The 14,920-nt window shown below is 36.5% G+C and carries 16 protein-coding genes; 7 read left to right on the forward strand and 9 right to left on the reverse strand.

Going from position 1 to position 14,920, the window contains the following annotated elements; all coding sequences use genetic code 11:
• Positions 1 to 112: 112 nt before the first annotated feature.
• Positions 113 to 868, reverse strand: coding sequence for a MerR family transcriptional regulator (locus tag ABC346_RS04915; RefSeq protein ID WP_413233803.1), 756 nt, complete (start codon positions 866 to 868; stop codon positions 113 to 115).
• Between the two features lie 85 nt (positions 869 to 953).
• On the opposite strand from ABC346_RS04915, the gene ABC346_RS04920 reads away from it, so the two are divergent.
• Positions 954 to 1,658, forward strand: coding sequence for a CPBP family intramembrane glutamic endopeptidase (locus ABC346_RS04920; protein ID WP_413233804.1), 705 nt, complete (start codon positions 954 to 956; stop codon positions 1,656 to 1,658).
• A gap of 272 nt (positions 1,659 to 1,930) precedes the next feature.
• Here the strand turns inward: ABC346_RS04920 and ABC346_RS04925 are convergent, their stop codons facing one another.
• The 7 genes from ABC346_RS04925 to ABC346_RS04955 all read right to left on the reverse strand — a co-directional run bounded on the left by ABC346_RS04925 (position 1,931) and on the right by ABC346_RS04955 (position 6,939).
• A complete protein-coding gene (locus ABC346_RS04925; protein WP_413233805.1) occupies positions 1,931 to 2,266 on the reverse strand; it encodes a DUF1048 domain-containing protein in 336 nt (111 codons plus the stop codon).
• Positions 2,267 to 2,280: 14 nt separating this feature from the next.
• Entirely contained in the window at positions 2,281 to 2,628 is a 348-nt protein-coding gene (locus tag ABC346_RS04930; protein WP_413233806.1) for a DUF1048 domain-containing protein, read from the reverse strand.
• Positions 2,625 to 2,951, reverse strand: coding sequence for a PadR family transcriptional regulator (locus tag ABC346_RS04935; protein ID WP_413233807.1), 327 nt, complete (start codon positions 2,949 to 2,951; stop codon positions 2,625 to 2,627). The genes ABC346_RS04930 and ABC346_RS04935 overlap by 4 nt, the downstream gene beginning before the upstream one ends.
• A 542-nt stretch (positions 2,952 to 3,493) precedes the next feature.
• Positions 3,494 to 4,318 (reverse strand): DUF4037 domain-containing protein, encoded by an 825-nt coding sequence (locus ABC346_RS04940; RefSeq protein WP_413233808.1) that lies wholly within the window; start codon positions 4,316 to 4,318, stop codon positions 3,494 to 3,496.
• Between the two features lie 113 nt (positions 4,319 to 4,431).
• Positions 4,432 to 4,740: a DUF3784 domain-containing protein gene (locus ABC346_RS04945; protein ID WP_413233809.1), complete on the reverse strand. Its 309-nt coding sequence runs from the start codon at positions 4,738 to 4,740 to the stop codon at positions 4,432 to 4,434.
• Between the two features lie 96 nt (positions 4,741 to 4,836).
• Positions 4,837 to 5,247, reverse strand: a complete 411-nt coding sequence (locus ABC346_RS04950; protein WP_413233810.1) for a hypothetical protein — start codon at positions 5,245 to 5,247, stop codon at positions 4,837 to 4,839.
• Positions 5,248 to 5,817: 570 nt separating this feature from the next.
• On the reverse strand, positions 5,818 to 6,939 hold the full coding sequence (locus ABC346_RS04955) for an NADH-dependent flavin oxidoreductase (protein WP_413233811.1): 1,122 nt from the start codon (positions 6,937 to 6,939) through the stop codon (positions 5,818 to 5,820).
• A 171-nt stretch (positions 6,940 to 7,110) separates the two neighbouring features.
• Between ABC346_RS04955 and ABC346_RS04960 the strand changes: the two genes are divergently transcribed.
• Positions 7,111 to 7,857, forward strand: coding sequence for an SDR family NAD(P)-dependent oxidoreductase (locus ABC346_RS04960; protein ID WP_413233812.1), 747 nt, complete (start codon positions 7,111 to 7,113; stop codon positions 7,855 to 7,857).
• 261 nt (positions 7,858 to 8,118) lie between these two features.
• On the opposite strand, the gene ABC346_RS04965 is transcribed toward ABC346_RS04960, so the two are convergent.
• The gene (locus ABC346_RS04965; RefSeq protein ID WP_413233813.1) at positions 8,119 to 8,988 is read right to left on the reverse strand and encodes an N-acetylmuramoyl-L-alanine amidase family protein; all 870 of its coding nucleotides are present in this window, start codon (positions 8,986 to 8,988) and stop codon (positions 8,119 to 8,121) included.
• Between the two features lie 300 nt (positions 8,989 to 9,288).
• On the opposite strand from ABC346_RS04965, the gene ABC346_RS04970 reads away from it, so the two are divergent.
• The 5 genes from ABC346_RS04970 to ABC346_RS04990 all read left to right on the forward strand — a co-directional run bounded on the left by ABC346_RS04970 (position 9,289) and on the right by ABC346_RS04990 (position 14,914).
• On the forward strand, positions 9,289 to 9,618 hold the full coding sequence (locus ABC346_RS04970; RefSeq protein WP_413233814.1) for an ArsR/SmtB family transcription factor: 330 nt from the start codon (positions 9,289 to 9,291) through the stop codon (positions 9,616 to 9,618).
• A gap of 5 nt (positions 9,619 to 9,623) precedes the next feature.
• Complete coding sequence (locus ABC346_RS04975) at positions 9,624 to 9,977, forward strand: MerR family transcriptional regulator (RefSeq protein ID WP_413233815.1); 354 nt, start codon at positions 9,624 to 9,626, stop codon at positions 9,975 to 9,977.
• Between the two features lie 408 nt (positions 9,978 to 10,385).
• The gene (locus ABC346_RS04980; protein ID WP_413233816.1) at positions 10,386 to 10,649 is read left to right on the forward strand and encodes an AbrB/MazE/SpoVT family DNA-binding domain-containing protein; all 264 of its coding nucleotides are present in this window, start codon (positions 10,386 to 10,388) and stop codon (positions 10,647 to 10,649) included.
• A gap of 197 nt (positions 10,650 to 10,846) precedes the next feature.
• Positions 10,847 to 13,165 carry an adhesive domain-containing protein gene (locus tag ABC346_RS04985; protein ID WP_413233817.1) on the forward strand — a complete coding sequence of 773 codons (2,319 nt, stop codon included), beginning with the start codon at positions 10,847 to 10,849 and terminating at the stop codon, positions 13,163 to 13,165.
• A gap of 78 nt (positions 13,166 to 13,243) precedes the next feature.
• Positions 13,244 to 14,914 (forward strand): prenyltransferase/squalene oxidase repeat-containing protein, encoded by a 1,671-nt coding sequence (locus ABC346_RS04990; protein WP_413233818.1) that lies wholly within the window; start codon positions 13,244 to 13,246, stop codon positions 14,912 to 14,914.
• The last annotated feature ends 6 nt before the right edge of the window (positions 14,915 to 14,920 follow it).

Here is a 14,920-nt window from a genome sequence, read left to right on the forward strand (position 1 = left end):
GCATTCCAGTTCGATGATTTGAAGTTAGCTTATTATGACTCTAGTGTAGATAGCCCTTATGTAATACTTGATTGTTGCTCTCCTGTTGTAACGTTGAATTTGCAACCCTTACTCAGTCCACCAACACTTTATCTTGAAAGACTTGCATTGCCTCCTCCAAAAAATCCAATACTTCGTCCTTTACCGGATAGAGGTTCATTGATTGTGATTTTTCAGGTGACTTCCGTATTTCAAAAAATTTTTCACTCAGTTCTTCATTTCCTGCAAATAGTTCATCCGATAATATCAACGTATCTTCCGCAATAATCTGACCTTCCTCAGACGCTGGGATATCTCCCCGTTTCAAACACAGTTCAATTCTTCTAATCAGATTAATCCATTGTTTTACTTGTGGACTATCTTGTTCTAACTTTGGAAGTTTCTCCTTCAAGGTTTCCTGTTCTTGATCATCAATAAATTGATTCCAATCCTCATCGGTACGGTTCTTAGCTTGTTTTTCTTGTATCAAAGGGATTAATTGCTCCCACTTTAAATCCCCTTCTAACTTTATAATATTGAGAAGGGAGTTCGTATGATGAACGGATGCGTTAAGCTCCTCAATCTTTTGCTGTAAGTAATCTTTATGGACATAAAGTAACTGCTCAATCGTAATATCGGAAAGTATTTTTTTAATATTGTCTAGTGATAAATTCGACATTTTCAATATTGTTATTTTCTTTAGTGTTAATAAATCCTCATCACTATAAAATCGTTTGCCATAATCATCTTTCTTGTTTGGACTTATTAATCCGATTTGGTCATAATAGCGCAATGACCGCACCGAAACTCCTAACATTTTCGCAACTTCCCCTGTTGAATAAAAATTCACCCTAATCCCTCCAAAAATAATTGTTGCAGGTTACGCAACGTCACCAATTACACTTAATATAGCATAAAAAAGGAAGTGGTAATTCATGAAAATTGAAAAATCTTATTTTAATCAAAGTGCATGGTCTTGGAAGGAATTAATATTGCTGTTGACGCTGGTTTTAGTACTCATCCCATTTTTTATTGAATATCTGTTGATGCAATATTTAACTGAAATTTTTCAAAATGAGTTGTATTCGGGAACGTTAATCGGCTTGATTATGTCGATTATCTTCACGCTTGGCGTTTATTTTATTGCGATTAGACCAAAAAACCTTTCTTGGAAGGAAGTAGGTTTTCAGCGATTTAAAAAATCTTATTGGGGTCCGATAATCGGATGGACATTAGTACTAATTATCGGTAGCATTTTGCTAATTTATATCATGGAGTTGATATTCAATTCTGGAACGGACAATAGTAAGACAGACAGTTTACAAACCAGATTAACTACGATGAATATCGTGATTGCTTTTGTATCAGCTGCCATTATTTCGCCCATTTATGAGGAAATTTTTTATCGTGGATTTCTATATCGATGGATTAGAACCAAGTATGGCCTGTTAGCGGGGATGTTGATTAGCTCATTCATTTTCATGCTCGTACATATTCCAACATTCAATTCCTTGCCATACACGTTTTTGTCGGGGCTGATTTTTGCATGGACATATGAAAAAACAAAGTCTATTTATCCTGCAATGATTATTCATGCCCTTTTTAACGGATTGGCAATTCTTTTGACAGCGACTGCATAATAATAATTTTAGAAAATAGGAGAGGCGCACACCAAAATTTGGGTTTGCGCCTGGTTTGCATGTGGATTGCAATTATTGGAGGTAGAAACTCTCCAGTTCGATTATGCTATTAATAATCTAGAAGTATGGAGATGATATGCGGTAATATCGTACTTAAGAGTGTAATCACTATAGGAAAGGAAGGATTTTATACCATTTAAGGTTACGATAAACTACGCATACAAAATTAAGAAGATAATACACAATTGCACATTATCAGGATAATTTACATACTAATCTTCTTTCATGGCTTCGTTAACTTTTTGGTTAACAGATTCCTGGTAGATATCAGCGTAAGTCTTTGAATCTTTGATTAGTTCGTCGCAGAAAGCTGCTACATCTTCTCCTGTCACTTCGAGCACATTTTTTCCTAAGCTAGCGCCTTCTTCAAAAAGATCGATAATTCCAGAGAGTAAACCAATTCCATTGGTTAGCTCAACAGGGCCGACTTTATAGAGGTATTTTTGAATCTCTTTATAGACAATTTGATAATCTTTCGGTAGTGCTTTTACACGTGCCATGTGTGCTCGCCACTCTTTTTTGCCTTCGATGATATCTTGTATTCTCATCTTCATTCACCCTCCTATTTGCCTAATTTTTTGGCGATATTATTGTTGAGTTGATTGCGCCACTTGTCGCGATAAGATTTTGCCCCTTCTTCACCGATTAGCGCTGAACAGAAAGCGTTGATATCGTCACCCAAAGCCTCCTGTACACTCTGCCCTTCCGAAGCTGTTTCTTCGAGCAGGCCAAGCACGCCGTCAAGTATTGGCATGAGGTTACGTCCGGTGAAATCTGTGTGCGGCCAAAGATTGGCTTTAATTTCTTCCCATGCAGCTTGATAGTCAGATGGCAAATTTTTAGCTCGAGATTCAAAGTTTTTCATTTCTTTCGTCATGTCGCTACCCGTAATTTTCTCCCAAAAGTTCATTGTTTTCCCTCCTTTAATGCGTTAATTTTTGTTGATACAAACTCCCATTTATCCCAAAACTTCCGTAGTTCCTCACGACCTGCGTCGTTAAGCATAAAAAACTTTCTAGGTGGTCCCATGTCGGATGGTTTTTTTTCGGTGTCGACAAGTTTATTCTTCTCAAGCCGAACCAGAATCGTGTACACCGTTCCGTCTACAACATCTGTAAAGCCAAGTGCATTCAATTGCCGGGTAATTTCGTAACCATAGGTTTGTTTGTGGCTGATAATTTCAAGAACGCAGCCTTCAAGCACGCCTTTTAGCATAGCTGTTAGATTTTCCAATATAGCCACTCCTCTCTATTCTGTATGACTGATAATAAGTATTACTTATTACTGGTATATAGTATAACATAGTAGTGGGGTTGGCAAGAATTATTTCTTGTGCCAGGGTCAATAAAATAATTATCGGGAGAATGTAGGTTATAACAACGAATAATTGTATCATTAAATAAATAATTTATATTTTAGTGGAAAAGAATTCTTTTTAGAACATTTGAGGTGGTAAAGTTGACGCTTACTCAATATCTGCCAATCATCTTAAGTTATTTGGTATATGGTTCTGTATTTGTGATTGTTATATATTAATTGTCTATTTGTATCGCAAATCTAAAAAAGATAGTTGAAAAACTTTCAGTGAGAAATTATATCATGCAAGACAAATGTAGAAACAAGAAGACTCCTATACAAAATAAGTCTTATAGGAGTCTTTTGAGAAAGAGTTTGGTTTTTAGCTAAGTATTTTCTATAGTATTGTCAAAAAGATTTTAAACGTTCCTGTATAAGTGAGAGTATTGCATAATCAATACGATTATTTTGAGTCAGAACTATTTCGTATAACCAATATGATTTTTCTGATTACTAATATTTAGTTCAGGATTATATTCTTCAACTAACATTATAACCTCTGCAATCAAAACTTCTAATTCGTCTATAGCATTTTTCGGGTTACCAATCAAAATTTTTGTCATTCTTTCATAAAGATTTTCTGGTTTAATCTGCATAGATTTTATATTGTATTGCATCCACTTATAATCAGGATGATGAACATACATATGATTAAGACCAAATAAAACACCAAACAGTTTCTTTTGTACTCCACAAATTACATTATAGAGCATCAGCCAATCTTTCCGGCTTAAAAGTGCTTTTCGGTTATTCCATCCATTGCTTAACCAGAGATTTTTCGAAATCATTTGCTTGGAAAGCCCTGACGGGTATTTTACCACTTTATTTTTAAGCTGATTAATCTTTTCTTTACCGAAGAGGCTAATGCCATCATGAATTGATGCTACAAGACATTGCTTTTCTAAATCAGTTCTATAATTATCCATCACATCGGAAATAAAACGTTCAACTGTTGTGGACAAAAAGCTACTTATCTCAAACTTAATACCATCTTGATTCAAATAAGCTTCAGACCATTCTTCCTCTTCATAGGGATGATACGATAAAATTGTACCCTTAACTTTTTTGATGGGATACTGGCGGTCCTCATCTGTTGGAGAGGAGGACCAGAAAATATGCAGTTCTATATCTGAATAATCATCTTGCAAGTTTCTTGATACTGATCCAGCCAAAATAATGGCTTCCACTTTTGTATTTTCTGTATATATCTTAGACATATCAATTGCTTTCTTAAATAAGTCCATTCGTGATAACTCCCTATCAAATTATTTATTTGTCCTTATTCAGTCATGATAAAGCAAGAAAGGTCCCATTTACTTTTCAAAATTCATATTCAAATGTTGAACTGTAACCTATTCTATTTTTCAAATCTATTTCCAGTATTAATGTAAATAAGCATAAATACAACGATAACTATAAATAAAGCAATACCGATATAGAACAACCAGTTAACTTCATATGCATCACTAAGTGCCCATAACAACATACAAAATGATAATGCGAACATCATTTTCCCCATAAACTTGCAAAGGGCGACTGTATCATAATTTTCCTTTTCTTCTGGAGGCATTGTGTTATAGCCTGCAATTAAGAAAGAGCCTTTGCCATTGATTAGAAAAATTCCAAACACTATAAATAACCCAATGACCAACATCATTACCATCATTTTTATCCTCCTAATATAAAATGTTCCAATAGATTGTTCTACATTCGTACCCTATGTATGGTAGGCCCGGTAGGCCCATTAATGGAAAGTAGCTAATTATGGTGCAAATCCATAAAAAACCAATATAAATATAAAGGATGATACATATCCGACACCTAATAACAAAGCAATCCAAAATATATACATGGCAATTTTTATCCATATTTTATTAAATGTATTATTAGTAAATTTAAATAATTTGTATCCGATTAAAATAAATAGTGGAATGAAGAAAAGGTGCAAGAAATAATACACCCAGTTAAACTGTTTATTAAATCCGCCTTCAACAGGATTATCATTTAAATTATAGGCTGACAGAATATAAAAAAGTCCACTCATAAAAACAATAGATAGAAGCAAGAAATACATAAAAACAGAGATTTTCACCCATTTTGTTTCTTGTTTCAGCAAAATATATATAAATGTCAAAATGAAAATTAAAGTAATAACCATGAACAATTGCTTCATCCTCCTTTCATCACAACACAGTTGTTTCATATACACTTTGATAAGATAATATTGTTGATGTATCAACCTATACATACGAATTCAAAGCAAATAGTCGCAAGCTTTTTCTTTACACTAATATACTGCGAACCAGCATATTGTAGCTTGGAATTGTGGATGAGTACTATTTAGTTTAGTAATCACAGTGTTTTTTCTCGCAATTCTCTTTAATGGGAGCGACTCCGCAACGGATAGAAAAAATAACCATCACTAACTGCTGGTCAGGCTATAGGGTGGTTATTTTTTTGATTAAAAGACAGCACTACGACAATCAAACTGGCAAACGCCACAGAAAACATAAGAGTTTCAAACACTGTCATCCTCTCACTCCCTTTCTATTACATTAAAAGGGAGTGAGCCACCATCCACGAAAACCTTATACACTAACAATAGTATAACATCTCATTTGTTTTTCACTGGCAGCTACATTTTCAGTTTTCTTATAGCAATATTACATATGCGCTTGTTTCTTCTCCTAAACTAAAAAAGCCATTCCCTACAACATTGTAGGGAACGGACTTTGTTCTTTTATTATATTCCAGGAAACCATCCAGGTGTATGGATAATCACTTTCCAAAGTGAATCTGGGACTACTAATTCTTCTTGTTTTTCTTTATTAATTTCGGTAATAATTTCATTATCTCTTCCATCAGCGACCTTCTGGACCCAATCAGGATCGATGATAATCTCTCTTCCTAATGCGAGAAGCGGGATACCTGTATCAAAGGCTTTCTTGGCATCATCTGCTGTATAGATCGAACCAACACCGATTAATGGTACACGATTATCGATCGTTTCTAGTAGATAGCTAATTCGCATCTTATTTACATCTTCTACACCCCTTCTAGCATTGGAAAAGAAGTCCATTAAGGAGACATGTAGATAGTCTAAATTCTTATCTGCTATAACATCGACGAGTTGAAGTGTTTCATCCATCGTAATTCCTGGTGTTTCTGGCTCCTCTGGTGAAAAGCGGTAACCTACAATAAAGGATTCATCCGCATACTCGGCCACAACGCTTTGTACTTTATCAATTACAGCAAGTGGGAAAGTCATCCGCTTTTCCAAATTTCCTCCAAACCGATCTTCACGACGGTTGGAATATGGGGAAAAGAATTGTTGGATTAAGTAGCCATTAGCCCCGTGAATCTCAACGCCATCATAGCCTGCTTCAATAGCTCTACGTGTCGTTTCACCAAAAGCTTCAATTATTTCCTCCACTTCTGATTCTCTCAAAGGACGTGGCTCTGCAGCTTCGTTATTTGCGGGAATGTCACTAGCACTTACGATGTCTCCATCTGGAACAAGAGAGGGTGGGCACATTTTTCCACCATGAAATATTTGTAAAATAGCCTTAGCGCCCTCGGCTTGAATTCCTTTTGCCAATTTGCTTAAGCTCGGAATCATGTCATCTTCGACGGCCGAAAATTGATTAGGGAATCCTTTTCCGTTCGGTGTGACATAGGTTGTTGCGGTAATGACCATGCCTACGCCTTTAGAACGGCGGGCATAATAACTTATTTCTTCGTCACTTACCGTTCCATCTGGATTGGATGAGTAGTGTGTCATCGGGGCCATTACCAAACGGTTCTTTAATTCAACGCCATTTTTAAATGTTAATGGGGAAAACATATCGTGATTATTTGTGTTCATGCTGTACGCCTCCTTGTTAAGATATAGTAGTAAATGGAAGGGGATTTGTATAGGATTTTGCTTGAACTTAAAGAATAGCTGCTAAATCTAAAGAATGTACAATGAAAATGTTTTATGGTATTAATGTTTAAATTACAAATGTTTTGTAAGGATAAGATAAGGAGTGTTCAAATGCCAAATCTAAACAACCAAGTCATTCTTGTAACTGGAGCTAATCGAGGTCAGGGAAAGGCAATCGCTCAGCACCTTGCTTCGTTGGAGGCGATAGTCGGGGTTGCTGCTCGAAACTATGAGGATGCTCAAGAAGTAGCTAGTATGATTGGGGAAGAACATGCTTTTCCAGTTCAGTTAGATGTTACAAAAGAGACAGAGTGGAAATCTGCAGTAGATAAGATAATAAATAAATTCGGTAGGATTGATGTGTTAGTCAATAATGCTGGGGCTCTTAAACGCAAACCATTTAAAGAGACAACGCTGGATGATTATCAGCAGTTGATTAATGTCAACCAGCTCGGTGTCTTCATGGGAATGCAAGCCGTTATTCCACAAATGGAAAAGCAACAAAGAGGTTCTATTATCAACAATGTATCGATTTCTGCATTTGCACCAATCAGTAATTCTTCTGCTTATGCTGCAACAAAATCATCTGTGGTGGCAATGTCAAAAGCTGCAGCAATAGAATTAGGTCCAGCAGGGATTCGAGTAAATATGGTCCATCCAGGTGGAGTCAAAACCGATATGGTCACCGAAAGTGAAACTGTTCCCGCTTATTATGATTCAATACCGCTCAAGCGTATTGGACAACCAGTTGAAATTGCTAAGGTTATAGCATTTCTGGCGTCTGATGAAAGCTCTTATTGTACGGGTACAGAGATTGTTGTTGATGGTGGAATGACACTTGGGACTGCGGATGAGTAAATAAAATTTTCTAGTAGTTAGATTAGTGTTATGACTTTGTTCATTAAACGGATGTAATTACGATTCAGGTCTTGTCTATGACAGTATTTGAGTCACTCGTACTGATGATTTTACTCCTTGGTGGCTGTCAACTATAAAAAATAACCACCTTTTGCCTTACAAGCAATTGTGGTGGTTATTTTCACAATACTATTGAACCCGCTCTAAGGCTGTTGAACTAACCTTTGGTTTTACAGCAATTTCATCATACAAAAATATAACTTACTCTACATACTCAAGGACTCCATTTGTGATACCTTCAGCAATACTTTCTTGATACGCTTCTGTTTGGACAATAGATAAATCAGTGAAATTTGTTATAAAACCTAACTCTAGCAATACAGAAGGTGCTTCTGTTTCTCTTAGAACTTTAAAATCGGCCTGTCTAACTCCTCGGTCATGAAGCGTGACATTCGAAATCATTGCTTCTTGAATGGATTGCCCTAAATCTCTATCCGAATTGTCTCGAATATACGTAGTAACTCCGTTTGCAGAATGATTTATTGCTGCATTATAATGAATACTGATAAAGAAATGAGTATTATAGCTGTTACTTATTCTTACGCGATCCTCTAATGATATAAAGTCATCATTTGCTCTCGTAGTGATTACAGTAGCACCATGATTTTGGAGCTGCTCTACCACTTTTAAAGAAGTGGAAAAAACAAGTTCTTTTTCTTGTATATTATTGATACCAATCGCACCAGGGTCTTTTCCTCCATGACCTGGATCAATGATAATATTATACCCTTCTAGATTAGTAGATTGGTTTAGTGTAGGATTTGTTGATGTAGGGGAATTTGAACTTTTCGCTATTAACAGGTATTTAGCAACCCAAACTTCTTTACCTGCATAATAAGTTTGTACCCAACCATACTGTTCATCAAAAGCTACCAGCTGGTCTCCTTTTTCTAACTGTCCTACAATTTCACCTTCAATAGAAGGCATAGAGCGAACATTAATTACTGTATTATTTACTTCAAAGGTTTCTAAACTACTAGCTTCTGCACTTGATAACTGCAAAGATGGTAAAACAAAAGAAAATAGCGTGACGGCTAACCCAACAACAAAAATAATAGAACACTTCTTCATAACACCATTCCTTTAAAAGTATTTTGTAATAACAAAGATTACCATAAAAATAATGTAAATATATGTATTTTTTTGAAAATAATAACATGTCATTAAGATATTTACAGAAAAAGGAATTTTTCTAGTCATAATGTAACTTTAGTATTTAAGTTGTTAGTAGATAAATTACTGTTTAAAAATGAAACATAAAAACTAGAAAAAAAGCGGATTATGTAAACTTATATCAAAAAACATTTTTTTGTTAATAATTTCCAGTCAAATTTGTTGCATACATACACAATTGTTAGTAATATTCGATTTATGGAAGGTAAAGAATTAGACCGAGTGTTTTATGCATTATCAGACTCAAAACGCAGAACCATTGTAGAAATGCTTTCAGAAAAGGAGATGACGGTCTCGCAAATAGCCAATTCATTCAGCATATCGTTAGTAGGTGTATCCAAACATATAAAAGTATTAGAGCATGCTGGATTAATAGAAGTTCTAAGAATAGGGAGGGTGAAACAATGTCGTTTAAATGGAGCAAGGTTTAAACGCTCTCTTCAGTGGATGAATACATATGGAACTGTATGGAGAGCAAGCGAGAAACGACTCGAATTGGAATTACAAAAGTCAAAGAAAAAGGAGTGATATAGATGTTTTTATCTATTAAAGAGGCTGCAGAAGAAGTATCCATTCCTCCATCCACCATTCGGTATTATGACTCGCAAGGTTTACTACCTTCTATTAAAAGAGATAAAAATGGTAGTCGACAATTTGAAGAAAGTGATCTATTTTGGTTAGAAATGATAGGCTGTATGCGTGATACAGGTATGTCTATAAACAAATTACGGAAAGTAGCACAATTACGGACGAGGGGAACATCTACGATAGAAGAAAGAAAAAAGCTATTTAAAGAACATCAAGAAAAATTACTAAAAGAAAGAGAAAATATAGATTATGCTCTTCATAAATTATCGAGAAAAATGGAACTTTTAGAGCAAATGTAATTATAATAGTAAGTCTATTTAATTATAATATCCAAGATAAACCAATACTTAACCAAATGGTTAAGTATTGGTTTTTTATCTTGGTATAAAATTTATCTCTAAAAGATAACGCGAAGAAAAAGACTTTTGATTATTTTTTTTATATTCAGATAAAAGTAGAAAGAAAAACCTTAAAATTTTCGTTAGGTCGATACAAACATAAAATTTCCATTATAATCCAATTCTATATATAGAGAGAACCAGTTCAAAAATCGTATTGACTTAAAGTTAAGTTGAACCTCTAGAATATGCCTTGTAACGCAAAAAAAGTCGAAGGGAGGAGCATTTTGTAAGTGGGGCATTGGTTTATTGTCCCTTCTCAACCTTGATTCATAAAGAAGAATAATAGTGATAGAAAGCAGGTTTGACATGTACAGAAAGATAGATTCTTTAGGAAGAATTGTACTTCCAAGAGAAATGCTTAAAATTCTTCATATTAATTCTACCGAGAAAGTGAATTTGTCTTTAGAAGAGGATCATATTGTTTTAAGTAAAAATAATGAAAATCTTCAGTGTATGGTTACTGGTGAAATATCAGACGATAATATCGTTCTTGGTGATGGAGACGTGATATTATCCAAAAAAGCAGCTCTGAGTTTAGTTTCCGAGCTAGAAAACATTGTTAAAAAATAAAAAAGAAAGAATTACTTATATTCAAGGTTGGGGCAAGTAGGTTAGTTCATTGTTTAGTTCTGTATTCCGTTTTTGTAGCAATAATTCTCTTTTTACAACATGAATAATCAGATGATTTTTTATCTTCTACTAAATTTGAAAGAAGGATCATAAAGCAGTTTGATTTAATAATTAATTATTATTTAGGAGGATTCATATTGAGTAAAAAAATAGATTACAAGAAGAAACTAAATAGAAAGAATAAACAGTCAAGAAACCAAAAAAAGATGATATTTGCAACAACATCTGCTCTGGTACTATCTGGAACTTTACCAGCTTATAGTGTTAATGCAAATCCTTTAGTCGATCCAGATGCTCCAGTGTCGGATGAGGTATCTCTGTTTGCATTAGCTGATATAAGTATCTTACAAAATGCTTCCCTAGTTTCCAATAATGGAGAACAACAAATCAAAAATGAGGCAGGAAATTATGACATAGATTTAACTTTTACTGGTACTGGTGTTGCAGATTTAAGCCTTGCTGATGATAAGGTAGTTGTATTTACATTACCAGAAGAATTAGAAGGTACAGTAGTTGGTAATAGCACTGTGACAATTAATGCTCAGTTAACCGCAATTACTCCAGGTGATGTACCAGGTGTGAGTCCATTAATTAGTGCTTTAGGTACTGCAGTAGAAGCACTCTCAAATATTCCGGTACCTGGTTTGGATTTAGATCCACTAAATACAGCATTTGAAGCAATTAATAGTACGCAAGATTTAGGTTCTTATGAAACAACGGTGGATGGAATTGTATCTGAAGATGGAAAATCCATCACAGTAGATTTCTCTGAGGGATTAGGCGAATTTACTAGATCAGCATTTTCTGGCCTCTTTGATCCACTAAGAGATGCAGTGAATGAAGTTGAATATACTGGCTCTATACCAGGGGTAGGTGCGGCAATTGAAGCTGTACAAAATGCAGCCAACCCTTTATTTGACCTAGTTAATGAAATTGCAAATGGATCTAGTGATGTACTTACAAATGCTTTAGATGCAGGGTTATTAGGAGAAACCAGCTTTCAATTAGAAACGGAAATTTCCGACCCAGGTGTTAGTGAAGCTACTGTTAGCGCAGGTGCAGTCAATGACCCAGTAATTGGTGCAGATATACTTAGTCAAATAAGAGACGAAGGAACGGAAACAACATTATTATTTGAGGATGATAGTGACGCCGATGCGGATGCTGACGCCGATGCGGATGCTGACGCTGATGCTGATGCCGACGCTGATGCCGACGCCGATGCCGATGCGGATGCTGACGCTGATGCTGACGCCGATGCGGATGCTGACGCTGATGCTGACGCCGATGCGGATGCTGACGCCGATGCGGATGCAGATGCTGACGCCGATGCCGATGCGGATGCTGATGCTGACGCGGATGCCGATGCGGATGCCGATGCGGATGCCGATGCCGATGCTGATGCAGATGCTGACGCCGATGCTGATGCCGATGCCGATGCGGATGCTGATGCTGATGCGGATGCCGACGCTGATGCCGATGCAGATGCCGACGCCGATGCAGATGCTGACGCCGATGCGGATGCAGATGCTGACGCCGATGCAGATGCTGACGCCGATGCGGATGCGGATGCCGATGCCGATGCTGATGCGGATGCCGACGCGGATGCTGATGCGGATGCTGATGCTGATGCCGACGCCGATGCGGATGCGGATGCCGACGCGGATGCTGATGCGGATGCGGATGCTGACGCTGATGCTGATGCGGATGCCGACGCCGATGCGGATGCTGACGCTGATGCTGACGCCGATGCGGATGCTGACGCCGATGCCGATGCGGATGCGGATGCAGATGCGGATGCAGATGCTGACGCCGATGCGGATGCTGACGCCGATGCGGATGCCGACGCCGATGCAGATGCCGACGCGGATGCGGATGCGGATGCTGATGCGGATGCCGACGCCGATGCGGATGCTGACGCCGATGCTGATGCGGATGCAGATGCGGATGCAGATGCCGACGCGGATGCAGATGCAGATGCTGACGCCGATGCGGATGCCGATTTAGATCACTTAATTATTGATCGTATTGATACAATTTATAATGGAGCAACAAGCATCACCGGTGAAGGGGAACCAGGATCTATTGTTAATGCAGTAGTGAATGGTGAAGTGATTGGTTATGCTTTTGTATCGAATAATGGTGAATTTACGATTGATCTAGATGAAGCAGTAAGTTCAGGAGATGTTGTCGAACTGTATCAAGTGGATGAGAATGGAAATAAAGGAGAACCAACGTTTAAACAAGTGGTAAGTACAAATAATGCACCTAATCCAAATACGGGTTCCAATAACACAGACTCCAATAATACGGGCTCTAATAACAATTCAAACACAAACAATGACCAGACGTTGCCAGACACAGCAGCTGGGGTTGGTACATTAGGAGCAATTGGATTGGGATCGATTCTTGCTGGAGCAATAGCAAAATTAGTAGGATTTTTCCGCAGAAAATAAGAAGAAACTATACAAGGAGAAGCAAACATTGTGTTTGCTTCTTCTTTAAAAAATTCTTTAGTGAAGGAGATTTATAAATTGACATCCTTTAACACAACTATAGATTTAACAAATAGTTACATGGAAAAAATGTATGAAAAAGTAAGTCAAAGTAGTATTTTTCAAGACCGTCAAAAGGACACAAAAACAACACTTTTTCTATCTGTTGGTTCGAAAGATAGTCGTGCAATTGTATTTGTTTCCACTCAAAGAAACTTCGATCAAGCATGGGCGGATTTATCCCAACAATTTAGTCGTTCTTCTTTTACATCTGAAAAAAAGATTGAAAGTTTGAAGATAGATTGGGTGGAAGAAGAAACAACATATTCGGTTGCGCAATTTATAAATCTAATCACCAAGACAAAGAAGAATTACTATAGAAGAGGTATTATTCTCGGTAATGACTATAATTATGCTTTCCTAGAACAAGAAGTAAATGGTAATGCTTTTATTCAGAAAGGTGAAAAAAACAATCGCGGGTATTTAAACGCAAAAAACATTAACCATTATATTAAGAACCACCGTCCGAATCAGTCCATGGTGGATTTTACGAAAGTCCATGCAATTAAAACATTTTCAACAAGCGGGTTTTATTATAGCGCGGGAAACTTTTACACGTTAAAAAATAACGAACTAGATAACGGCCGCAGAGATACGCCATTGAATAATGATGAATTGAAGTACTTAATTACTTCAGGAGCTAATTTCTTAATCGACAATAATAGAAGTGACGGCAAATTTAATTATGGATATTTTTCTTGCTTTGATAAGCCTATTAAATTTTATAATATGCTAAGACATGCAAGTACACTGTATTCTATGATTGAAGTTTATGAACTTTTTCCGAGTAATGATTTACAAAAAGCTATTGAGAAAGGAATTCATTTTCTTTTAACTCAAGGTATCCAGACGTATAACCATAATGAGAAGTCTTATGTAATAGATCAGACTAGTAAAGGATCCCCTGAATATAAATTAGGTGCGAATGCTACAGCCCTCCTAGCATTAACGAAGTACATGAGTGTGTTTAATAATTCGGTCCATTTAGAAAATGCTCGACGTTTAGCTAGGGGTATTTTAGCTATGCAGATGGAAAATGGTGCGTTTACGCATGTTTTGTTCCCTTCTTTGGAAACAAAAGAAGATTTTCGTATCGTATATTACGACGGCGAAGCAGCATTTGCGCTTATGAGACTGTATCAATTAGACAACCAAGATATATGGATTCATGCAGTAGAGAAAGCAATGGATTATTTTATTAAGAATAAATACTGGAAACATCATGATCATTGGTTAGGCTACTGTGTCAATGAACTAACAACATATCGTCCTCTACGTAAGTATTATGAGTTTGGAATTCTGAACATCAAAAACAAGCTCGATTTTATTTATCATCGTCAAACAACTTATCCAACATTTTTAGAGTTATTACTTTCTGTATATAGTCTTGTAGAAAAAATGAAAATCGAAGGTTATGAAGAATTACTGGATGGTCTCGATCAATATTTTCTCCATGAAACAATACAAAAGCGTGCCGAATATCAGCGAAATGGGTTTTTCTATCCAGAGCTATCTATGTATTTTAAGAACCCTGCCCGAATAAATGGGAGTTTCTTTATCCGACATCATTCTTTTCGTTCTAGAATTGACGATGTAGAACATTATTTATCCGGATATTGTCGATATTATAAATTATTAAATCAACAATGATAAACA

This window comes from Oceanobacillus phoenicis (assembly GCF_047238145.1).
In the GTDB taxonomy this organism is placed as follows: Bacteria; Bacillota; Bacilli; order Bacillales; family Amphibacillaceae; genus Oceanobacillus.

Excerpts from the sequence above, each read along its gene's own strand:
- ABC346_RS04920 (WP_413233804.1), top strand. The coding sequence starts at position 954 with ATGAAAATTGAAAAATCTTATTTTAATCAAAGTGCATGGTCTTGGAAG.
- ABC346_RS04925 (WP_413233805.1), bottom strand. The coding sequence starts at position 2,266 with ATGAGAATACAAGATATCATCGAAGGCAAAAAAGAGTGGCGAGCACAC.
- ABC346_RS04930 (WP_413233806.1), bottom strand. The coding sequence starts at position 2,628 with ATGAACTTTTGGGAGAAAATTACGGGTAGCGACATGACGAAAGAAATG.
- ABC346_RS04940 (WP_413233808.1), bottom strand. The coding sequence starts at position 4,318 with ATGGACTTATTTAAGAAAGCAATTGATATGTCTAAGATATATACAGAA.
- ABC346_RS04945 (WP_413233809.1), bottom strand. The coding sequence starts at position 4,740 with ATGATGGTAATGATGTTGGTCATTGGGTTATTTATAGTGTTTGGAATT.
- ABC346_RS04950 (WP_413233810.1), bottom strand. The coding sequence starts at position 5,247 with ATGAAGCAATTGTTCATGGTTATTACTTTAATTTTCATTTTGACATTT.
- ABC346_RS04955 (WP_413233811.1), bottom strand. The coding sequence starts at position 6,939 with ATGAACACAAATAATCACGATATGTTTTCCCCATTAACATTTAAAAAT.
- ABC346_RS04960 (WP_413233812.1), top strand. The coding sequence starts at position 7,111 with ATGCCAAATCTAAACAACCAAGTCATTCTTGTAACTGGAGCTAATCGA.
- ABC346_RS04965 (WP_413233813.1), bottom strand. The coding sequence starts at position 8,988 with ATGAAGAAGTGTTCTATTATTTTTGTTGTTGGGTTAGCCGTCACGCTA.
- ABC346_RS04970 (WP_413233814.1), top strand. The coding sequence starts at position 9,289 with ATGGAAGGTAAAGAATTAGACCGAGTGTTTTATGCATTATCAGACTCA.
- ABC346_RS04975 (WP_413233815.1), top strand. The coding sequence starts at position 9,624 with ATGTTTTTATCTATTAAAGAGGCTGCAGAAGAAGTATCCATTCCTCCA.
- ABC346_RS04980 (WP_413233816.1), top strand. The coding sequence starts at position 10,386 with ATGTACAGAAAGATAGATTCTTTAGGAAGAATTGTACTTCCAAGAGAA.